This window comes from Psychrobacter frigidicola, assembly GCF_007997305.1.
GTDB classification, from domain to species: domain Bacteria; phylum Pseudomonadota; class Gammaproteobacteria; order Pseudomonadales; family Moraxellaceae; genus Psychrobacter; species Psychrobacter frigidicola.
In genome coordinates, this window is record NZ_VORZ01000002.1 from 67227 (window position 1) to 89269 (window position 22043).

Annotated in this window: 16 protein-coding genes; 8 read left to right on the forward strand and 8 right to left on the reverse strand. The window is 41.5% G+C overall.

All coding sequences use genetic code 11. The features are described from left to right. Positions 1-337: 337 nt before the first annotated feature. The 7 genes from ribD to rpmH form a co-directional block, all read right to left on the reverse strand. Positions 338-1393: a bifunctional diaminohydroxyphosphoribosylaminopyrimidine deaminase/5-amino-6-(5-phosphoribosylamino)uracil reductase RibD gene (ribD, locus tag ES754_RS06875; RefSeq protein ID WP_147223460.1), complete on the reverse strand. Its 1056-nt coding sequence runs from the start codon at positions 1391-1393 to the stop codon at positions 338-340. A 91-nt stretch (positions 1394-1484) separates the two neighbouring features. After that, on the reverse strand, positions 1485-1952 hold the full coding sequence (nrdR, locus tag ES754_RS06880) for a transcriptional regulator NrdR (protein WP_147223462.1): 468 nt from the start codon (positions 1950-1952) through the stop codon (positions 1485-1487). A 206-nt stretch (positions 1953-2158) separates the two neighbouring features. Beyond that, positions 2159-3640, reverse strand: a complete 1482-nt coding sequence (gene mnmE, locus ES754_RS06885; RefSeq protein WP_147223463.1) for a tRNA uridine-5-carboxymethylaminomethyl(34) synthesis GTPase MnmE — start codon at positions 3638-3640, stop codon at positions 2159-2161. Positions 3641-3861: 221 nt separating this feature from the next. Further along, positions 3862-5553 carry a membrane protein insertase YidC gene (yidC, locus tag ES754_RS06890; RefSeq protein WP_147223465.1) on the reverse strand — a complete coding sequence of 564 codons (1692 nt, stop codon included), beginning with the start codon at positions 5551-5553 and terminating at the stop codon, positions 3862-3864. A gap of 191 nt (positions 5554-5744) precedes the next feature. Further along, positions 5745-6167 (reverse strand): membrane protein insertion efficiency factor YidD, encoded by a 423-nt coding sequence (yidD, locus tag ES754_RS06895; protein WP_147223467.1) that lies wholly within the window; start codon positions 6165-6167, stop codon positions 5745-5747. 1 nt (position 6168) lies between these two features. After that, complete coding sequence (gene rnpA, locus ES754_RS06900) at positions 6169-6540, reverse strand: ribonuclease P protein component (RefSeq protein WP_147223469.1); 372 nt, start codon at positions 6538-6540, stop codon at positions 6169-6171. A gap of 217 nt (positions 6541-6757) precedes the next feature. Next, positions 6758-6892, reverse strand: coding sequence for a 50S ribosomal protein L34 (rpmH, locus tag ES754_RS06905; protein ID WP_007394757.1), 135 nt, complete (start codon positions 6890-6892; stop codon positions 6758-6760). Between the two features lie 682 nt (positions 6893-7574). Here rpmH and dnaA point away from each other — a divergent pair. The 4 genes from dnaA to gyrB all read left to right on the forward strand — a co-directional run bounded on the left by dnaA (position 7575) and on the right by gyrB (position 14950). After that, on the forward strand, positions 7575-9065 hold the full coding sequence (gene dnaA / locus ES754_RS06910; protein WP_147223471.1) for a chromosomal replication initiator protein DnaA: 1491 nt from the start codon (positions 7575-7577) through the stop codon (positions 9063-9065). A gap of 200 nt (positions 9066-9265) precedes the next feature. Continuing rightward, a complete protein-coding gene (dnaN, locus tag ES754_RS06915) occupies positions 9266-10441 on the forward strand; it encodes a DNA polymerase III subunit beta (protein WP_147223473.1) in 1176 nt (391 codons plus the stop codon). A gap of 154 nt (positions 10442-10595) precedes the next feature. After that, a complete protein-coding gene (recF, locus tag ES754_RS06920; RefSeq protein WP_147223475.1) occupies positions 10596-11759 on the forward strand; it encodes a DNA replication/repair protein RecF in 1164 nt (387 codons plus the stop codon). A gap of 581 nt (positions 11760-12340) precedes the next feature. Beyond that, the gene (gene gyrB / locus ES754_RS06925) at positions 12341-14950 is read left to right on the forward strand and encodes a DNA topoisomerase (ATP-hydrolyzing) subunit B (RefSeq protein ID WP_420825353.1); all 2610 of its coding nucleotides are present in this window, start codon (positions 12341-12343) and stop codon (positions 14948-14950) included. 124 nt (positions 14951-15074) lie between these two features. Here the strand turns inward: gyrB and rlmF are convergent, their stop codons facing one another. Then, on the reverse strand, positions 15075-16112 hold the full coding sequence (rlmF, locus tag ES754_RS06930) for a 23S rRNA (adenine(1618)-N(6))-methyltransferase RlmF (RefSeq protein ID WP_147223479.1): 1038 nt from the start codon (positions 16110-16112) through the stop codon (positions 15075-15077). 246 nt (positions 16113-16358) lie between these two features. On the opposite strand from rlmF, the gene ES754_RS06935 reads away from it, so the two are divergent. From ES754_RS06935 to ES754_RS06950, 4 genes are all read left to right on the forward strand, one after another. Next, the gene (locus ES754_RS06935; protein WP_147223480.1) at positions 16359-17147 is read left to right on the forward strand and encodes a crotonase/enoyl-CoA hydratase family protein; all 789 of its coding nucleotides are present in this window, start codon (positions 16359-16361) and stop codon (positions 17145-17147) included. Positions 17148-17191: 44 nt separating this feature from the next. Next, positions 17192-19339: an McrB family protein gene (locus ES754_RS06940; protein ID WP_147223481.1), complete on the forward strand. Its 2148-nt coding sequence runs from the start codon at positions 17192-17194 to the stop codon at positions 19337-19339. Next, a complete protein-coding gene (locus tag ES754_RS06945) occupies positions 19320-20723 on the forward strand; it encodes an McrC family protein (protein WP_147223482.1) in 1404 nt (467 codons plus the stop codon). Before ES754_RS06940 ends, ES754_RS06945 begins: the two co-directional genes overlap by 20 nt. 102 nt (positions 20724-20825) lie before the next feature. Continuing rightward, entirely contained in the window at positions 20826-21983 is a 1158-nt protein-coding gene (locus ES754_RS06950; protein WP_147223483.1) for a MalY/PatB family protein, read from the forward strand. Positions 21984-22043: the final 60 nt, after the last annotated feature.

Consider the following 22043-nt stretch of genomic DNA (forward strand, 5'->3'; position numbering starts at 1 on the left):
AACCTAAAACTCTTATTATTAGGGAGTTATCCACAAGCTTTTTAGTTTTTAATTTATATAAGAATTAGCGTACTCAAATATAGCTAAACTACTGATATAATTATAGTTATCTTATAATTAATTTAAAGAATGCTTATCTATATGTTCCATGTGAAACATAATTATAAAAAGTTATACACAGTTTCATGTGAAACCTATTATTGAATAGCTTACTTATCCACATTCTAGTGGCTATATCTACTGTTGTGGATATCCCATCACTTATGCACAGTAATTTATACACAAGCAATTGTGAATGGCTATTTATGAAAAGAAGGTTTACGGAAATCAGGAAAAATTAGATAGGTAGTAAGGTTAGCTTGATATCAGTACCAACTTTTTCCAAGCTATGATAGTCAAAGCGCAGCTGCTGCGCTAACGATAACGGATTAAAATCAACCATAGCGCGCGCTTGTGACCCCAGCACACAAGGTGCTTGATAGACAATCAGCTCATCTACTAACTGCTGACTTAAAAAACTACCGGCGACGCTGGCACCTGCTTCTACCAATACTTCATGACACTGATGCTTACTGACTAACATTTTTAGTAGCTCATGCAGATTATCTTCACGCCAATAAATCGTATCAGCATGGCGGCATAAGTGATAATCAGACTGCAAATCGTGGCTTAAGCGCTCACGCCTATCGAGCACTATTATCATAGGGGTGGGAATTTGCTCCAGTACTACTCCCAACTGTGTTGAGCGTACATTTAACTGGGGATTATCGGAAATAACGGTGGCGCTGCCGGTAATGATAGCGCCGCTTTTCGCGCGTAGCTGTTGTACATCCTCGCGTGCCGCTGGCGATGTAATCCATTTTGATTCCCCTGTCGCCATGGCAGTGCGCCCATCTAAGCTAGTCGCTATTTTAAGGCGTACATACGGCATTTGGGTGCGCATCGCCTTTAAAAACCCACGATTGAGCGCTTCTGCTTGCGCCGTTAATATACCAACGCTAACCTCAATACCTGCCTCTTGTAACAGGCTAACCCCGCTTCCTGCCACTTGCGGATTGGGGTCAAGTCCGGCAATAACCACTCGTTTGACTCCGGCATTGATTAAAGCAAGGGCACAAGGCGGCGTACGTCCGGTGTGGCTACAAGGCTCCAAAGTCACATAAGCAGTGGCGCCTACTGCTTGCGCGCCAGCATCTTTTAGTGCAAATACTTCAGCGTGCGGCTGTCCTGCTTGTGGGTGAAACCCTTCTCCAACCACCTCGCTACCTTGTACCAACACACAACCTACTGCTGGATTGGGCCTAGCCGTGTACTGACCACGTTTGGCCTGCTCGATAGCAAGCATCATAAAATAGCTGTCTTGGGCAGCTTGGGCATGATTTGGAGTTGGCATAAGAGTCACACTTAATAGAGGAGTAACAGAGAATAGATAGGAAAGTAATAAGCAAAAACTTTACTTTGGACACTTATCGTCCAGTTTAAAGTTAAGGCAAGTTTTTATCAGTTGGGCGAATATTAGCGATTTCTTGATGAAAAGCGTCTATGTCTTGAAAGTCGCGATAGACACTGGCAAAGCGCACATAAGCAACATCGTCAAGGGTCTTAAGCTCACTCATGATAATCTCACCTAACACTTTGCTACTGATTTCGCGCTCACCCATTTGCCGAACCCGCTTCTCAACGCGGCTAATCATCGCTTCTTGCTCATCGATAGTAATCGGGCGTTTTTGTAGCGGTAGCTGAATAGAGCGCCGTAGTTTTTCATTATCATACGGCTCAATTTTTCCGCTAGACTTAATAATACGCGGCATCACCACTTCGACCATCTCAAAGGTAGTAAAGCGCTCTTGGCAACCACTGCACACGCGGCGGCGGCGTACTTGCGCCCCTTCTGCTGCAAGCCGTGAGTCAATTACTTTAGTCTCTGAGGCATTACAATATGGACAGTGCATTCCCTCTTCCTTTTTTTGATGGTAAATGTTTTATATAGTCAATTCACTTTAGAACAGATACAGTGCTACTGAGATAATTTTTTTGCAGCCTCTGTCACGCCTGCGAACAGCAAGCTAGAAAAATTTATCTCAGTAGCACGTTGTTATATCAGTTTAAACGTTAAATTGACGCTATTAATAAGTAAAGCGATTTTGTATAGCTCTGATTATTTACCAATACAAAAGCTACCAAATATTTTCCCTAGCAAGTCATCAGCACTGAATTCACCCGTGATTTCACCTAAGCTACGCTGTGCTTGCCGTAAACTCTCAGCGACCAGCTCCCCTGCTTGAAACACCACTAATTGTTCATGGGCCTCCACCAGATAATCGGCGGTACGTCTTAGTGCATCTAGATGGCGAGTACGCGCGATTAAGCTATTTTCAGGCGGATGAAAGCCCACTTTAGCACATAAAGCTTCTATTAAATTTTCTATACCAGCCCCTGTTTCACATGAAACATTCACTTGCTCATAGCCTAATTGTTGCATAGTACTTAGATTACTTATGATAGTTGCAGCATTAGAATCTATAGCATTACTCAATGAATCGCTTTCGTTCAACAAGTCACTTTTATTGGCAATAATCAATAAACGCTTAGCCGCAGGTAGCTCATCAAACAGCTGCTCAGCCAGCTTTAACGGCGTGCCATTGTCTTCAATATCACGCGTGACATCATAGACCATTAATAAGATATCAGCCTGCTTAATCGCTGTGCGCGCACGGGCAATACCGATACGCTCTACTGTATCTTCGGTGTCACGTAAGCCTGCAGTATCAGTTAAATGTAGCGTTAAGCCATTGAGAACTACCGTTTCTTGGAGGGTGTCACGAGTCGTTCCAGCCACTTCAGTGACAATGGCGCGCTCTTGACCAGCAAGACGGTTCAACAAACTAGATTTGCCCGCATTGGGTCTACCTGCCAATACCACATGAATGCCGTCACGTAGGAGCTGGCCTTGTTTAGCAGTTGCCAATACTTGCTGTATTTGTTCTTGAGTTTGCTCAAGCTTATTTTGAATAACACCATCAGATAAGAAATCAACATCCTCTTCATCTGGAAAATCAATTGCCGCCTCAACATGCAGACGCAAATGAATCAGTTGTTCTAGTAGCTGGTTAATCTTGTTTGAGAATTCACCGCTCAGCGAGCGGATGGCACTACTGGCCGCCGCGGCACTAGTGGCATCAATCGCATCAGCAATGGCTTCGGCTTGCACTAAATCTAACTTATCATTATCAAAAGCGCGATAAGAGAACTCCCCAGCACTTGCTTGCTTAGCACCAAGCTCGAACACGCGCGCTAACAGCTGATTCTGTAATATTATGCCGCCATGACCTTGCAGCTCAATCACATCTTCACCTGTAAATGAATGCGGCCCTTTAAAATATAACACTAAACCTTCATCGATAACGCCGCCAGCCGTTTGATAAAAACGGCAAAAGCTGGCCAATCTTGGCGTAAAGGCAGATTTGCCAGTTAATTGACAGGCAATTGCATAGGCTTTGGCACCTGAGAGGCGTATTATCCCCACCCCACCACGACCAAGTGGTGTGGCAATAGCAGCAATCGTGGTCTGTCCTGAGCTAACAGGCAGCTTAGATGAATCAGTTGGCGTTGCAGCCGCTTCGATAGAATCCACAGACATTGGCACTCTCAATCTTAATTTCGATAGCTAAAAATATCATTATAGACGGCTTAGTGACGACTAACAAAACAAACTTGATAGCGTCTTTTACAGTTTCATAAGCAACACTTATTTATTTAGCTTTAACAGATTATCTCTAGAGTCAACTTACCATAAAAAAACCACCGCAAGCGCGATGGTTTTTTTACTTAAAGACTTAATTTAGTATTAAGAAATAAGCACTAATCAAGAACTTTTACGGTACGCAATTTCTGTTCTTCTTGCACTTTTTTATTAACAATATACTGATGCGACATACTGAATAGGTTATTCACTGTCCAGTACAACACTAAACCTGCTGGGAAGAACAGCATGAAAGCAGTAAAGATAATGGGTAAAAACTTCATTACTTTCGCTTGCATAGGGTCAGTTGGCTGCGGATTTAATTGCTGCTGTACGAACATCGACCCACCCATCAATAGCGGTAGAATAAACCAAGGATCCATCGCTGATAAATCATGAATCCATAATATCCACGGTGCATGACGCAGCTCAACACTCTCAACCAATACCCAGTATAGCGCTAGGAAGATAGGCATTTGCATTAAGATGGGCAAACAACCGGCCATCGGATTTACTTTCTCTTCTTTATAGATGCCCATCATTTCTTGCGACATCTTCATACGATCGTCGCCATGCTCTTCTTTTAACGCGGCCAGACGTGGGGCAATAGCACGCATCTTCGCCATTGAGTAGTAGCTCTTGTTAGAGAACCACATCAACGCAATCTTAACCAAAACCGTCAATAGAATAATTGACCAACCCCAGTTACCAATAATTTTATGAATACCATCAAGGATCGCAAATAGAACTTTAGATATTGGCCATAATAGACCGTAATCAACGGTTTTATTAAGACCAACTGCCACGTCTTTCAGCTCAGACTGAACCTTTGGACCGGCATATAGAGTTGCCGTTAAAGTCACTTGCTTATTGGTTGCCACATTAATAGGCTGGCTGTTAAAACCAATAAAGTACTCATCGTCAGTTTCACGGCTAAAGAACTTACCCGTGAAGTTCTCAGGCGTCCATGCGGATACAAAGTAATGCTGAACGATGCCAACCCAACCTTTATCACTGGTAGTAGTCAGAGCACCATCATTAAACTTACCAAATTTCAGCTTATTATAAGGGTCATCAGGTGTTCCCCAAGCGCCGCCTAGATAAGTCGCCATACTTAGCGCCCCTTTATCTGACATGCCTGGATCTTTACTGCTATCACGCTTTAGCTGTGCAAACAGTTGACCTTGCCATGGTTGTGCTGAGGCGTTCTGAATTTGATAGCTAACATCAATAGGATACTTATCATGAGTAAAAGTAAAGGTTTTAGTAACCGTAACGCCGTCCTTTTTATAAGTCAGCGGTACTGATAATGTTTGCTGCCCATCTTGCATCTCATAACTATTAGCGCTATGACTATAATTAGCACGACCTTCTGCAGTATCAATACCATTTTGACCAATTAAACCAGACTGCGCAATATAGACACGATTGCTGTTGTTCTCAAGTAATACGAAAGGCGTCTCACTATCAAGGGTCGCATCATATTGTTTGAGCGCGGCATAAACGATATCCCCGCCTTCTGGATTGATTTTAATATCGTAGCGATCAGTGGTAACCGTGATGAGTCCTGCATCTTTAGCCGGCGCAGTGCCTACTGTTGCTGGCACATTGCTATCAGTCGGTAGCGTCTGTACCGGAATATCACTGGCAGTACCTGTAGTAGAGGGAATATCACCTCCTACTGAAATTGCTGATTCTGACACCGTGTCAACAACTGGCGCATCAGCATAATCATCTCGCCATGCCAAAATCAGCAGATAAGCGGTGATTAGCATCGCAATGATGATCATCACCCGAAATATCTTTTGCATAAACCTATCCTAGAGTGAAAAATTAGAGCGTGAGTCATGACAACAAGATTGCAGCGGTCCAAAGACTTACCACAATGTCAGTAATCATTTACATAAATTGTGCATCATTTTACTAAAAAAACACTTCAAATGATACCAACAGTGTGGATAACCTGTGGGTAACTTATAGCAGTGATAATTAAAGGCTTGTACTACGATCTCATTAAATAATTTAAGAGAGCAACATAACTTATATCATCACGATAGACGCCTAATCCTAAACCATTACATTTAGTAATAGATGGCATATTTATAGCAAGAGACGTAGAAGCAAGCACAGGAATTGGCAAGTAATAATAAATATAAGAAGCTAAAGGTAACGGCACAAAGTCAATACCGTGTCCCCCTAAAGGATGGCAGCTACCGATACGTTTTAATAATAACCAGCCACCTGCCCAGACGCCATGCCACTCTAAAGCTTGTTTGCCATAGTTTGAGCACGTAGGGTAATATCTGCAACGAGCAGGTATTATTGGACTGATTATTCTTTGATAGAATAGAATGATATATATAAAAAATTCATAAAAAATATAATTTAATTTATTTTTAACTAATCCATCTTTAAAAAATTTCATTTTATTTTTTTTCTATTTTCTTAAAAATTTTATTTATCTCATTTTTCAATTCTTTATTACTTAAACCTTTTACAGAATTTTTAACAATGAAAACGATATCTTTATTTTCTAATTTAGAAGCTTGTACACGAAAGTTTTCGCGTATTAAGCGCTTAATCAAATTACGGGTGACTGCAGTAGGTACTTTGCGTTTAGTAATAGCCATGCCCACCCGTGGTTGGTCGCACGCATTGCTATGTACAAAGGCCATCAGATGGCTTTGATGCAACTTACGGTCAGGGGCATCAAAAACCTCACGAAAAGCCACTGGCGTTAGCAGACGCTGTGCTTTAGTGAAACGTGCAGTAGGTATAGGTGCGGTAGAGTTAGACATAATACAACCTGGATTAGAATAGAAACTGGTTAGAAAAGATATGTTAGGCTCAACAAAATTTAGCAACAAAAAAAGCGCCGATGTGGGCGCTTTTGATATATAGCTAGGTGACGGTTGTGGTCAATGCTTCATAAATATAGATAACTGGGTTCCATAGATAATAGACGCACAACATGCACTACAGGCCATAGATATCGTATGTTACCGATAAATAAAACTATACGGTAAGACGATGACGACCTTTAGCGCGGCGACGTGCTAAAACTTGGCGGCCTTTTTTTGTTGCCATACGAGCACGGAAACCGTGAGTACGCTTGCGTTTGATGACGCTTGGTTGGAATGTACGTTTCATAACTCACCTATCAAATAATGGACTAAATTCGTAATAACGCAGGATTATATCATCGCAACTGGTTTTGGTCAATAAACTAATTTAGCGTTGTCTGTGCTGCTGATAATTATTTCTTTTGCTTGGCTAAGTTTCTTGCCGTTTGGTTATCTAATTTTAATATTGAAAATGGCATAGTCTTGTTCAGCAATATTATTTTTGAGAAACTCACTATGAAATATAGATTATTTACTCTATTTTTTAGCTGCTGTGGATTAATTTTATTGAAAATAGATTAAGTATCGGTAGTGTTTGCCAAAGTTATCCACAGAAATTGGCGAATTCAATAATAATAATTATTAATGTATATATATATATTGTTGTTGTTGGGGGCTCTGATATCTGTGGTTAAGTCAAATTTATTTAATTAAATCAAAGTTTTGGACTATGGGTAAGCCTGTGGATAACCTGTGCACAGAATATGGATAACTTTTTATTTGAACTTATCCCCATAACTATCCACAGGGTTATCCCCAAAAAATAGGATGTTATCCACAGGGTATTGTGATAAATTAGCGCCCAGTTCAAAGTAAAGTTTATATTATCTTTATTTGTAGGCAAAGTAGGTCTTAAAGCTTTTGCTTGCTGCCTAAATATAAACGTTACGATAGATTAATCACTTTAGATTATGAGGTCATAATTCTCCATGATAGATACAGCTACGCTTTGGGACAAATGCTTAGAAGATTTGCGTTACAGCGTTAAAGACAACGTCTTTACCATGTGGTTGAGACCGTTATCAGCGCATCAAGAAGCGCAAACTTTGATTGTGCGCGCCCCCAATGATTATTTTGTCTCATATATAAAAAAGAATCACTTAAATGACATTGAGCAGCTGGTAGCCAAACACAGCCAAGGTAGTATCGAAGAAGTTGTAGTGCATGTTGATAATGCCAGCCATAGTGCTCATCTTGATCTTGAAATAGACGCTAAAAACGTTATTGATCAAGCGTCTAACTCTTTATTTTGTGAAAGCCTATTCCCCGAAGATAGTATCAATCCCTCCCCTACCCCAGGGTCACAAAGGTCTCAAATCAGCAGTACCATTGCCAATAGTATCAGCGTTGATAGTGAAGCTCAGAAAGCTGCTTTTGCCGATGCGGCTGATGCTAGATCATTAAGCTATTTGAACCCAGACTTTACTTTTGAGACTTTTGTTACTGGAAAATCGAATAACTTGGCCTACAAAGCCTGTTATGAGCTTAGTAAACCGCAATCAAAAAATCGTCACAATCCTTTATTTATATATGGTCCTTCAGGTTTGGGGAAAACTCATTTAATGCATTCGGTAGCAAGTCGCTATTTAAAAAACAATAGAAGTTTTTATTATTTCACTTCTGAAAAATTTATTAACCAATTAGTTTACTCATTAAGAAATAATAAAATAGAAGATTTCAAAAAGAAAATAAAAAAAGTTGATTTATTAATTGTAGATGATATTCATGTATTAGCGGGCAAAACCAAAAGTAGTAATGAGTTCCTAACTTTATTTGCTGATTTTACTAGCGGGGATAAGCAACTTATTTTGGCATCGGATCGTCATCCATCGCAAATGACTGAATTCGATGAACGCTTTCGCTCACGCTTCTCTTGGGGTCTGACCGTCGCTGTTGAACCGCCTGAGATTGATACCCGTGTGCAAATCTTACAAAAGAAAGCAGCTTGGTTTGGCATGACGCTACCCAAAGACTGTGCGCTATTTATCGCTCAGAATGTAGTTTCTAACGTCAGGCGATTGGAGGGTGCGTTAAATCAAGTATTTGCTAATGCCAACTTAACGGGTGCGCCTATTACACTTGAGATGGTGCAATACGCGTTAAAAGATATCGTAGCTATGCGCGTGCAAGCCGTTAATATGGATAATATCCGTAAAATAGTCGCAGAATATTATGATGTGTCGGTTAAAGATATTATGGGACGTAAGCGGACGCGCAGTATTGCTAGACCACGCCAGATAGCGATGGCATTATCAAGAGAGTTAACCGGTGATAGCTTTCCCAATATTGGTCAGTCATTTGGCGGCCGCGATCATACGACAGTGATGCATGCTTGTGATAAAGTGGCACAGCTGCGGGCAGCAGATCCGGCCTTTGATAAGGATTACAAATCCCTGTCGATGATGTTGCAAGCAGCTTAGTGGATAGCCGCCATAAAGTGTCTTAGTAGGCAAATATGGTTTATAATGCTTTATAATGAAATAGGGCTAAATAGTGACTATTGGTTTCCTAACTACCGATATAAGTTAATTTTTTTTATAAAAATACTATGTTAGCACCAAGATACTGCGTTAATACCAAGATACTGAAATAATAGTCATTTAAATAAGAGTAACCCAGCATGCAATTATCGCTTAGTCGAGAGTCGTTATTAAAAGCCATTAACTTAATCGCCAAGGCCGCTGACAAGCGCCATAATATGGTGATTTTAGGTAATATTAAGCTGCAGCTGACTGAGTCTGAGCTGATTTTGACTGCATCTGACTTAGAAGTAGAGCTAACTTCGACCTTAAAATTGCCAGCTGGTGCTTGCATAGAAGCCGGTTCGCTGACTTTACCGGCGATAAAATTAAAAGATATTTGCAAATCATTACCAGTGCAAGCACAAGTGAACCTTGCCAGCCAAGAAAATGAGCGTTGTCTGCTCACCAGTGGTAAGAGCCGTTTTACCTTAGGAACCCTGCCAAGCGAGGACTATCCAAGCTTAGGTAATCCTGAGAATGTCACTGCCTTGACTATTCAACGTAGCCGTCTAATAGATTTAATTCACAAAACCCAGTTCGCTATGGCGATTCAAGATGTGCGCTATTATTTAACGGGTATGTTGTTTGATGTGTCACAACAGCAGTTAACTACCGTCGCTACCGATGGTCATAGATTGGCCTTAGCCCGTAGTGTGATTGACGTTAGCGCTGATTTAAACATGCAGGCTATTCTGCCGCGCAAAGCGGTGATTGAGCTTGAGCGTTTAGCCACTGAGCTGGGAAAAATGCTTGGCGACCAAGACAATATGGTGACTCTAAGCTTTGGCCGCGAATTTTTACAGGTCAGCCTACCGTTTGGTGAGGTTGATAGTACAGGGCAAGTGAGCCAAGATTTAATGGTGACGTTTACTGCACGTCTTATCGATGGTAAGTTCCCTGATTACCGCCGCGTTATGCCCAGTAATACTGATAAATTAGCGCTGTTTAACCAAGAAAAAATGACTGATGTGCTGCGCCGTGTGGCTATTTTAAGTAATGAGAAGTCGCGCGGCGTGGTGTTTAATTTTGCCAGTGATGGCATGGTTGAAGTACGCGCCAATAACGCGGAGCAAGATGAAGCCGTTGAGATGATTCAAGCCAAATATCAAGGCGAACCGATGGAGCTGTCTTTTAATGCGGCCTATCTGCAAGACGTGCTAGGTGTTATCCAAGGCGACTTACAAATGCACATGAGTCAGTCCAATGCTTCAGTACTGGTGAATCAGCTTAATGATGAATTTCATCAATATGTCATTATGCCCATGCGTATATAGTGGTTAGTATTTATCACCAAAGTTAAGTCACTGAGTTGTTTGATTAGCATCATTTGACTCATTGATTTAATGGGTTTTATTTAAGCGCAGTAATCTAATCACAGCAAATTATCCATGCGATGACAGGCACTATAAACGGGTGGTTATAAGTATTATGATTGAACGTCTACAAGTCTCGTATCTGCGCAATCTTAGCCAAGTTAATATGCAAGCTGCTGCCTGTAACGTCATTATTGGGGCGAATGGTAGTGGCAAAACTTCATTGCTAGAGGCGATATTCTTATTATCGCGGGGTAAAAGCTTTCGCCATAGCCAGCCTAAACGCTATGTACAGCACCATCAGCCAGCAGCAACGGCACACGCTAAACTTAGCGATGGCAGTACTTTAGCCATCCAAAAACAAGCAGATGCCACGACTGTTCTACGTCTCAATCAAAGCACCGTTTATAATCAAAGTATCCTCACCGAACAGCTACCTACCTTACTTATCGACCCCTCTACCATGGATATGCTCGAGCAGGGTAGTGCCAGTCGTCGTCAATTGTTAGATTGGTTAGTGTTTCACATGAAACAAGGCTTTCATCCACAATGGGTGGCGTATCAACGTCTGTTGAAACAACGTAACAGTCTACTGAAGCAAACCAAGCATCTATCGCAAAGCCAGCAAGCTGAGCTAAAGTCATGGGATAAGGGCTTGGCCAATCATGCCGCCTTAATTCATCATTATCGCGCTAGTATCTTTGAAGCTTGGCAACCTTATTTTGCCCAAAGTATCGCTCAGTTATTACCTACTTATGCGCAGCAATTGAGTCTAAGTTATAGTCCGGGCTACGATGTCAGCTTGCCTTTTGATGAACAACTACAAGAGCGATTACCTCAAGATTTGCAGTTGGGTTATACCCGTATCGGCAGCCACCGCGCTGATGTGCATGTACATTGGCGCTCTGATAGCGCTGATATTGATACTAAGCTACCAGCACTAAAAGAGCAGGCAGCCAATATACTGTCGCGTGGTGAAAAGAAGCTGTTAATTACCGCCTTACGGTTATCACAATTGCCTTTATTGCTTAATAGCTTAGAGACAGCCGATACATTACAGCCTACTAATCAGACGCATGCTACGCCGGTAGTGTTACTGGACGATATCACCGCCGAGCTGGATGAGAGGGCGTTAGAGATTCTATTGGCCACCTTATCAAGGCTGCCTTGTCAGGTATTTATAACTAGTTTAACTGATGATATCGTGCCTTTAATCAATAAGTATTGGTCAGCACCGAATATGTTTCACATGAAACAGGGGGTACTTTCTGCTTATTAGTCCAATACTTCTTACTGACATAGACTTTTTTATTAAAATTCAATCTCTTGTAGCCAAACTTTATCTTTTTTAAACAATTCTAACTCTCTGTTTATTTTTCTTTCTTTGCCTTTTGAGCTTTTTACTACCTGTCTGCTAAGCCTATATTTTTTACCATTCTACTGATATTTTCTTTCTTCTAATTAACCGCTCTAGTCTGCCTAAACCCACTACTAAACAGTGACTTATAGGCGAAAAAATGCTAAAATAAGGCTTTGTTTTTGTCCTATTTCCAGTAAGTTATCTAATTGCTTTGTAGCTATTTTTGTTCACAGTTATAAAGTGCCAAGTGGTTGATAACGCATTGTTTTATGCGATAGTCATTTAGTCTAAAACATCTACATCAAAATAATGGCTATGATTAGTTTGCTAAGACAATAACGTTCATTTTTTAATATGTCTCCATTAGGTTTCAATTATAGATATTAACCCTGATAAGTTAAGTCTAAGATAACGTCATTGTGCCGCGCTGTAGTGGTGTGCGCCTGATAAATAGCCGATTATGGCTTGATTAAGGAATACCTATGAGTGATTCACTACCTATCGACAACGAGCAGCTGATAGCAGATAGCACGGCTCAGACGCTTGCCCCTGATGTGGTTACTGAAAGTAATCAGTCCGATTATAGCTCCAAAGATATTCGCGTCTTGCGTGGACTTGAGGCGGTGCGCGTGCGCCCAGGGATGTATATTGGTGATACCGATGATGGTACCGGTTTGCATCATATGGTGTTTGAGGTGGTGGATAACTCTATCGATGAGGCGCTTGCTGGTCACTGTGACCGCATTGATATCGTTATTCATGACGATGAGTCCGTAAGTGTCAGCGATAATGGTCGTGGCGTGCCGGTAGATATTCATCCGGAGGAAGGAGTTTCTGCCGCGCAGGTCATCATGACCGTATTGCATGCTGGCGGTAAGTTCGATGATAACAGCTATAAAGTATCAGGCGGTTTGCATGGCGTCGGCGTATCGGTCGTTAATGCCTTGTCTAAAAAGCTTGAGATGAACATTTGGCGTGAAGGCTATCATTATCAGCAGACTTATACTGATGGTGTGCCTGACGGTGATATTCAGCCGATAGAAGCAACCGATAGAACGGGTACGCAAATTCGCTTTTATCCCAGCACGGATGTGTTCACCGGTACTATTTTTGAATATGATATTTTAGCCAAACGGCTACGTGAGCTATCGTTTCTCAATTCCGGTGTGCGCATTATCTTGACCGATGAGCGTATTGATAAGCGTCACGAGTTTGAACATAAAGGCGGTCTGTCAGAGTTCGTTAGCTACATTAATGCCGGTAAAGATGGCGTCAATGAAGTATTTCACTTCGTCAGTGAACAAGCCGATGGTATTAGTGTCGAAGTAGCCTTGCAATGGACAGATACTTATAACGAAAAAGTGTTGTGCTTTACCAATAATATACCGCAAAGAGACGGTGGTACGCATTTATCAGGCTTTCGCTCCGCATTAACGCGTTGCTTAAATACTTATATGGACCGCGAAAATTTATTCAAAAAAGAAAAGATCGTCGCAACCGGTGACGATGCTCGTGAAGGCTTAACTGCAATTGTTTCGGTTAAAGTGCCTGATCCGAAGTTCTCTAGCCAAACCAAAGATAAATTAGTATCAAGCGAAGTAAAATCCGCGGTTGAATCAGCGATGCATGATAAGTTCAATGATTATCTGCAAGAGAATCCCGGCGCTGGTAAATTAATTGCCGGTAAGATTATTGATGCGGCTCGTGCGCGTGATGCGGCTCGTAAAGCGCGTGAGATGACCCGTCGTAAGACCACATTAGATATTGCAGGTTTACCAGGTAAGCTTGCTGATTGCCAAGAAAAAGACCCCGCTTTATCAGAGCTCTATATTGTGGAAGGGGACTCTGCTGGCGGTTCGGCCAAGCAAGGTCGTAGCCGTAAAACCCAAGCTATTTTGCCGCTAAAAGGTAAAATTCTTAACGTTGAGCGCGCGCGTTTTGACAAGATGTTATCGTCTGCTGAAGTCGGTAACCTAATTACGGCGCTTGGCTGTGGTATCGGTCCGGATGAATATAATCCTGATAAAGTCCGTTATCATAAAATCATTATCATGACCGATGCGGATGTTGATGGATCGCACATTAGAACGTTGCTATTGACCTTTTTCTTCCGTCAAACGCCTGAGTTGATTGAGCGTGGCTATATTTATATCGCTCAGCCACCACTTTATAAAGTGAAAAAAGGTCGTCAAGAACTGTATCTAAAAGACGATGAAGCGCTAAAAGCTTACTTATTATCGTCAACGATTGATAATACCAAGCTGCACGTTAGTGCTGCTGCCCCTGCAATAACAGGTCAAGCGCTTGAGACTTTGCTGAATGATTATAACCAAACTCAGCTGATTAAAGCTCGTTTGCAGATTCGTTATCCGGCAGTGTTGTTGGACGCGTTGACCCATACGCCGAAGCTGACGACTGACATGACTTATGATTTGTCAGCGATGCAAGCTTGGAAAGATACCTTACAAACTCAACTTGAGCATTTCGGCAGTGACTTGCATCCTGAGATTGAACTGGTTAATATTCATGCGCCTACGCCGAAGGTTATTGATGCGGTAACCGCAGATTTGATGGGTATGAAACCGCAACCTGAACCAGAGTTAACCATTGAGGGCGAAACCGAAACCTCAAATAGCGATATGTTATCGACTAAAGCGCAATGGCTACCACGCATAACCGTTTATGTACATCAATTGGCGCATAACTATTTGCTTGATGCCAGCTTTATCAATTCCGGTGAATACGCGCGCCTGTTGCGTCTGTCAAGCGAATGGAATACTTTGTTAGCCGACAGTGCCTTTATCCGCCGCGATAGTACTAGCGCTACTAAAGACATTCCAATCCGTGATTTTGACTTCTTGTGGCAGCAAATGATGTTGGAAGCGCGTCGTGGTTTAGCCGTTCAGCGCTATAAAGGTCTGGGTGAGATGAACGCCGATCAGCTTTGGGATACCACTATGGATCCTGAAAACCGTCGCATGCTGCGAGTGACTATTGAAGATGCCATCGCCGCTGACCACATGTTCACTTGCTTAATGGGTGATGATGTGGAACCGCGCCGTATCTTTATTGAAGAGAACGCGCTGACGGTTTCTAATTTAGACATCTAACTTAGACGACTAACAATCAAATTTTTCCAATTAAAAAAACCGCTTTGATTATCAAAGCGGTTTTTTTGTTTCACGTGAAACTTAAAGAAGTATTGTATTCTTTGAATACTACTGATTGTAAATATTACTCGTCATCACTATTAAAACGCCATGCCAAAATACGAGTGTTCTTTTGACCTTGACTCATCTCAATGATACGCATTTGTGCCACATCCAGCTGTTGTAATAACAGTTGTAATGGTTTCACGTTTTCAGACTTTGACACTAAAGTAGTAAACCAACCAACATGCTCAGCAAAGTCTTGACTCTCTTTTGCCATCTTGGTCAAAAAGGCAATTTCGCCGCCTTCACTCCACAACTCTTTATGTTGACCACCAAAGTTTAGATTCTGTGCGGCATTGCCAGACTTGGTTGAGCTACGGCTGATTTGTTCGTTTTCATTCTTACCGCGATGTCGTTGCAAATTATGCTGCTTACGGCTATTGGCTTCCATCGCTTCCTCTAGTGAGGCATGGAATGGCGGGTTACAGACCACCACATCAAAGTAATCTTGGCGACCGATGATATTTTTAAAAATAAACTTGGGTTCAGGTTGCAGCTTCACTTTAACCGCGTTCTTTAGCTTGGGATTGGTTTCACAAATAAGCGCTGCGGTATTGACCGATATCGGATCAATGTCTGAAGCCGTAAAGCGCCAGCCATAGCTTTGACTACCGACAATGGGATAAATCGCACTGGCACCGGTACCAATGTCGAGGGCATGGATTTCTTTGCCAGTCGGCGGCGTATTGTCTTTATTAACATGCGTGGTTTGCGCGAGCAGGTCGGCAATATAATGAATATAATCGGCACGACCCGGAATCGGTGGACATAGATAGCCCTCCGAAATATCCCAAAATTTAACCCCATAATAATGCGCCAGTAACGCCTGATTAAGTACGCGCACGGCGGCACTGTCTGAGAAATTAATCGTCGGCTCGCCATTAGGATTGGTAATCGTATGCTTGGCAAGCTCAGGCAAAGCGCGGGTCAATATGGGAAAGTCATAGCGACCTTGGTGCGGATTGCGCGGATGTAGCTGTCCTAACTTCTTGGCAGTTTCAGGCGAGCGATTGCGGTGACTAGTGGTGGTTGGACGACGGTTCATAGGCTTACTTGTCATGGTTTTGGGCTGCGATATGTGGATATAACCGGTAAGTGTAGCAGATTTCACGCGCGACTATTTAGATATCATTTTAGAAGTTATGGGGTAAAAATAGTAAGGATAAAAGGCTGAACGAGAGGGACAGTAAAGCACCTTGCGTTAGGCTACTTGGCTGGCTATATTAAAAAGCGGCTACGCTGTTTAACAGACTATGTTTAAAAGAAAATAGCGACTTATAAAATAACAACCAACAAGGACAACGTTATGAATACTGCCATGGATCGCATCACCTATGACACTCAAGATACTATCTGTCTGATTGGGCTCAATCGCGCTGGTAAACGCAACGCCTTTGACAGTCATATGATAGCGCAGTTATCTGAGGCGCTTACCCGTTATGAAAATGACGCCTATTTACGCTGTGCGTTAATTTTCGCCCATGGTGAGCATTTCACAGCCGGTTTAGACCTCATGGAATTAAAGGATAAATGGGATAAAGGCGCGTTTGAATTTGACGCTAATCAAATCGACCCGTGGGGCATTGGTGGTAAGTTACGCACTAAACCCGTCGTCGTTGCGGTACAAGGAACGTGCTTTACCGCTGGCATTGAGCTCATGTTAAATGCCGATGTGGTCATCGCAAGTGACAACTGCAACTTTGCGCAAATGGAAGTACAGCGCGGTATCATGCCGTTTGGTGGCGCGACGGTACGCTTTGTGCAAGCAGCAGGTTGGCAAAAAGCCATGCCCTATCTATTAACGGGTAAAAACTTCGATGCGCAAACGGCTGATAGATTAAATTTAATCAGTGAAGTCGTGCCAAATGGGGAAGAATACGAGCGCGCATTGACTATTGCGCAAGAGATTTGCACAGCAGCTCCGCTTGGGGTGCAAGCACTGCTATCTTCAGCACAAGATGCCAGTCGTAATGGTGCAAAAGTAGCCTTAGCTAACATTCATAGCTATTTGCCGCCTTTATTTCATTCAGAAGATGCGAAAGAGGGCGCGATGGCGATGGTTGAGAGAAGAGAAGCTGAATTTGTGGGAAGATAGTTTTAGAGAAAATAATAAAAATTATTAATTTATAGGAATAAAGCATGCAGCAGATTGTTGTTAAAAGTGATGATTATAATTCTGAGTCGCAAGTAACTAAGGATGAGTGGTTAAAGATATTATCTGACGATAATTTTATGACAAATAACTATAGATATGCGCTGAGTATTTTCTTCTTAGAGCCAGAACATAAAGCTACCTGTAAATTTCTAGCTGAGAAATACAATACTTCTCCTTTTTCAATCAGTGGGTTTATCACTGGGTTTAGTAGGGCTGTTCAGGAGCGTTTAAATAGGTTTGAAATAACTACCGAAGAAGGTGGTAAAACTTATTGGCTAGTTACAATGCTTGGAACTAAGGTATCGGGAAAACTATTTGAATGGACAATGCGTGAAGAGCTTGCTGAAGCAATGACTGAACTTAACTATATGAATTCAACTTCGCTTTATATTGATAATTTAGGTACCTTGATCAAACACATCAACAAAGATATGGGTAAGTTTAAAAAAGATTTTGCTGAAGCCAGAAAGAAATTGGCTAATATGAAAATTATGCCTAACTCGCAAAATCTGTTTAAATATGACGACCCAAGTAGAGATTGGGCAATTAACGTAGGCGGTGGAACAGAGATTCAATATCATATCAATTTAGGAAATAATAATATTGGCTATGGATTAGGTTTTAATGCTCAGTACGTCCCCTTCAACAATGAAAAGACCTCACTTGAACTTGTAAAACCTTTTGTAGATACGTTTTTATCTCTGCAAAATAGTGAGGAAGTTGAAACACTTATAAATAGAGATTTTTCGATTGATTTAGTGTCTTTGAGAACTATGGGAGAAGGTGGATATAATTTATTTGGTCGTAATGTTCAACTAGTCGGTAACGAACTACCATTAATAGACTACTACAGTATTATCAACGATTTAAAAGGTGATGTTTTTAAGTTGTACAAAAAAATATTTGAAAATGCTAATAAATTGACTATTAACAGCCAACCAGATGATCAAGATACTCAGCAATCTATTACCAATCCTTTACTACAAGAAATTAGCGAGCTACTGCTTGCCAATAAAAACCTTATACTAACCGGCGCACCGGGCACCGGTAAAACCTATTTAGCTAAAACGCTGGCTGAAGCATGGGGAGCAGAGCACAAGCTCATACAGTTTCATCCTTCATACGATTACACCGATTTTGTCGAAGGCTTACGACCCATTCAAAATGAAGATGGTGAAGTTGGTTTTGAGCTGCGAGATGGGAGCTTTAAGAAGTTCTGTAAACAAGCGTTAAAATACCAGAACAATCAACAGTTGAGTAACTTTGATGAGGTCTATAAAAAGTTTACCGATGAGGTTGCTGAAGAAAAAATAAAATTAAAAACCCGGATACGGAAAAATCCCTTTAAAATCAGTATCAGTCCAAACGGTCATATAATTATTAAAGCTGATACTGAAGATCCAACTCCTATAACCTTAAGTAAAGAAAAGATTCAAACCTATTTTGAGACTGGTAAAATATTGGATTGGAAGTCTTATCTAATCCCAATATGCGAGTATATCGAAGAAAACTATGATCTAAGAATGGCCAATACGGAAGACAAAGGTAAAAAATTCATTCTTATACTTGATGAAATCAACCGTGCTGAAATCTCCAAAGTCTTAGGCGAGCTTTTCTTCTCCATTGACCCTGGCTATCGGGGCGAGAGTGGCAGAGTCACTACCCAATATTCCAATCTGCAAACCGAAGAAGACGTCTTTAAAGAAGGCTTTTATATCCCAGATAACGTCTATATTATCGGTACGATGAATGATATTGACCGTAGTGTTGAATCGTTTGATTTTGCTATGCGTCGTCGTTTTGCATGGAAAGAGATTAAATCAGAAGACCGTCTATCTATGTGGGACGGTCAAATTGACAAATGGTCAGACGAAGCAAAACAGCGCTTAATCGCTTTAAACAAAGCTATCGAGTCTGTGCAAGGGTTGAGTGCAGCTTATCATGTTGGCCCAGCGTATTTCTTAAAGCTTGCCAACTATGATGGTAATTTCGATAAGCTGTGGACATACCATTTAGAGTCGCTACTTTTTGAATATCTACGTGGTTATCCTGATGCTGAGCAACAGCTCCAAGGTTTGAAAGATGCCTATAATCTAATAGTAGGGTTTGACGATGCTCGTAACGACGGATAACACTTCGTTGGCTTTAGACTCTAATACGCCAAACGTTAGTAAAGCCATAGCCGACTTATCGTTACTCGCCAATCAAAGTATTGGTGAGTTGATACACGCAAATCCTGACCTGTTGATATTCCCTGAGTGCTTTAAGAACAATGAAGATAGTATTGCCAGCAACCCTATTTTTGAGTTAAGTATTCAAAACTCTAAGACGTTTTTGAATACAGGGAATGTCATGGGTTTTATTGGCGTGCAAGATACGCAATTAAAAATCCAATCCCGTTTTGCTCAGGCCTCTGTTATTGATAATGATGACCAAGGCAATCAAGAAGAAGGAAGCCAAGAAGATTACTTTTTACACTATATGCTGCAAAAGGTATTGTGCGTTAATCTGTTTGATTTAAAACACAGTCGTAATCAGACTAACGTATTTGATTTTTTGGTCTACTTGTTTCCTTACTTTCATAAAAAAGCCCTATCTCAAGGCTTATATAAAGAGTATCAAAAGAAAACCTATAACGACAGCAATCTCAAAGGTGCTATCGACATCAAAACGCATCTGCAACGAAACTTACCGTTTCGAGGTAACGTCGCCTACCGTGTGCGAGAGCACAGTTTTGATAATCCGATAACCCAACTCATCCGCCACACTATCGAGCTTATCAAACAAAAACCTAATCTAAGAGACGTCTTGCATAGTGACAGCGAAACATTTGATTTGGTCAATCTAATTGTCCAGCACACTCCGTCATATCATGCACGAGACAGACATACCGTTATCAATGCTAACCGTAAGCCTTTTGTACATCCTTACTTTACGGAATATAGTGGCCTACAAAAAATCTGCCTACAAATTCTGCGTCATGAAGGTCTTAAATACGCTAACAACGATGACAAAGCTCACGGTATTTTGTTCGATGGGGCTTGGTTGTGGGAAGAGTATCTGAACACGCTACTGCGTCCTCTCGGATATGATCATCCCACTAATAATACCCAACAAGGTGGTATCAAAGTGTATGCGCAGAAATTTTCGGGCAATAACGTGCGTCGTTATCCTGATTTTGTCAAAAATAACGATATTATTTTAGACGCCAAATATAAGCGTATGAAAGACAATGAAATCAGTCGAGATGACCTAAACCAAGTTCTCTCGTATTTGTTTTTATACAAAGCGAATATTGGTGGTTATATTGCCCCTACAGTAGATGGTAATTTGGCTTTAAATATGGGATTACTTAATGGTTTCGGCGGTAGTATTCACAAGTTTAAATTAGCAATACCGCAACAGGTCGCAAGTTACCAAAAATTTAAAAAGGCTGTTGCTGAAAATGAGGTGAAGTTGATTGAGATTATTAAAGGGCTATCAATAGAGCAAAATGATAGCGGATGGCAGGATTAGCTACCATACCCTAAACCATTATTTTGCCCGATTGATCTAACCTATAAACCTTCTTAAATTCCCATTTATAATAAGCCAAAGCCACCCTTTAAGAGATCACCTATGTTGTACAATTTTGATGAAATAATCGACAGACGTCATACCGGTTCGCTTAAATGGCATTATACCGACGATACCATTGCGCTTTGGGTGGCAGATATGGATTTTAGAGCGGCACAGCCTATCCTAAATACGATTGAACGCGTGCTGCATCATGGCGTATTGGGATACACCAAACCCACCGAGGCTCTGCACGAGGCGGTTATTAATTGGCATGGTAGTCGTTATGGGTTAGCACTGGATAAACAACACATCCTGTTTTCCCACGGCGTGATACCAAGTTTGGCGCTGATGCTGAGGATATTCACTGAGGTAGGGGACGCAGTGCTAGTCAATGATCCCATCTATACGCCTTTTATGACTAAAGTTCGGGATAACGGGCGACGACTTATCCTCTCGCCATTAACAGAAGCTAAAGGACGCTATCATCTAGATTTGGTCGATATCGAAGCTAAGATAGTCGAGCATGATGTGAAGCTTTATTTGCTATGTAATCCGCACAACCCGGGCGGACGGGTGTGGACGGCAGATGAGCTTGAGGCTTTGCTTATGATTTGTAAAAAGCACGATGTAGCGATTATGAGTGATGAGATTCATCAAGATTTAACCTTGAGCGGTCATAATTTTATTCCTTTTTTAAGCCTCGCAACAGGCTATGAGCACAAAGTAGTGAGCATCACCTCAATGACCAAAGCCTTCAATGTGGCGGGCATTAAAGGCTCGATGATTTTTGCTAAAGATGAAGTATTGATCCAAAAAATTAGCCAACAGCAGCGCTTAAGTGACGAGCATGATCTCAACTTATTTGCTTATGAAGTGATGGCTAGTGCTTATGAGCAAGGCGGTGAGTGGTTGGCGCAGGCGTTAACTTATATTGAAGCCAATATCGACTTAGTCTGTGATTTTTTAGAGCAGCACTTGCCTAATATCAAAGTTATGCGCCCAGAGGCGTCGTATTTGATATGGCTTGATTGCTCAGCGTATGGACAAGATAACCAAATGTTTTATGACCAGCTTAGAGAGGCTAAAGTTGAGCTAAGCGCGGGTATTCAATATGGTGATGAGGGGCATCTTAAAATGCGCCTTAACGTCGCCTGTCCGAAAGCAGTACTGATGGAAGGGTTAAACCGTATTTACTTAGCGTTCAGTGAGGTTATCTAGTCATCATAAAGCTAGAAAAATCCATTTCATTGGTATTATTTGCTTTTTAAAATAGAATAA

Bases quoted from the DNA above. Each gene is read 5' to 3' on its own strand.
- dnaA (WP_147223471.1), top strand. From the start codon at position 7,575: ATGATAGATACAGCTACGCTTTGGGACAAATGCTTAGAAGATTTGCGT.
- mnmE (WP_147223463.1), bottom strand. From the start codon at position 3,640: ATGTCTGTGGATTCTATCGAAGCGGCTGCAACGCCAACTGATTCATCT.
- rpmH (WP_007394757.1), bottom strand. From the start codon at position 6,892: ATGAAACGTACATTCCAACCAAGCGTCATCAAACGCAAGCGTACTCAC.
- yidC (WP_147223465.1), bottom strand. From the start codon at position 5,553: ATGCAAAAGATATTTCGGGTGATGATCATCATTGCGATGCTAATCACC.
- ES754_RS06935 (WP_147223480.1), top strand. From the start codon at position 16,359: ATGAATACTGCCATGGATCGCATCACCTATGACACTCAAGATACTATC.
- rnpA (WP_147223469.1), bottom strand. From the start codon at position 6,540: ATGTCTAACTCTACCGCACCTATACCTACTGCACGTTTCACTAAAGCA.
- nrdR (WP_147223462.1), bottom strand. From the start codon at position 1,952: ATGCACTGTCCATATTGTAATGCCTCAGAGACTAAAGTAATTGACTCA.
- dnaN (WP_147223473.1), top strand. From the start codon at position 9,266: ATGCAATTATCGCTTAGTCGAGAGTCGTTATTAAAAGCCATTAACTTA.
- ES754_RS06940 (WP_147223481.1), top strand. From the start codon at position 17,192: ATGCAGCAGATTGTTGTTAAAAGTGATGATTATAATTCTGAGTCGCAA.
- ribD (WP_147223460.1), bottom strand. From the start codon at position 1,393: ATGCCAACTCCAAATCATGCCCAAGCTGCCCAAGACAGCTATTTTATG.
- ES754_RS06950 (WP_147223483.1), top strand. From the start codon at position 20,826: ATGTTGTACAATTTTGATGAAATAATCGACAGACGTCATACCGGTTCG.
- ES754_RS06945 (WP_147223482.1), top strand. From the start codon at position 19,320: ATGCTCGTAACGACGGATAACACTTCGTTGGCTTTAGACTCTAATACG.
- recF (WP_147223475.1), top strand. From the start codon at position 10,596: ATGATTGAACGTCTACAAGTCTCGTATCTGCGCAATCTTAGCCAAGTT.
- yidD (WP_147223467.1), bottom strand. From the start codon at position 6,167: ATGAAATTTTTTAAAGATGGATTAGTTAAAAATAAATTAAATTATATT.
- rlmF (WP_147223479.1), bottom strand. From the start codon at position 16,112: ATGACAAGTAAGCCTATGAACCGTCGTCCAACCACCACTAGTCACCGC.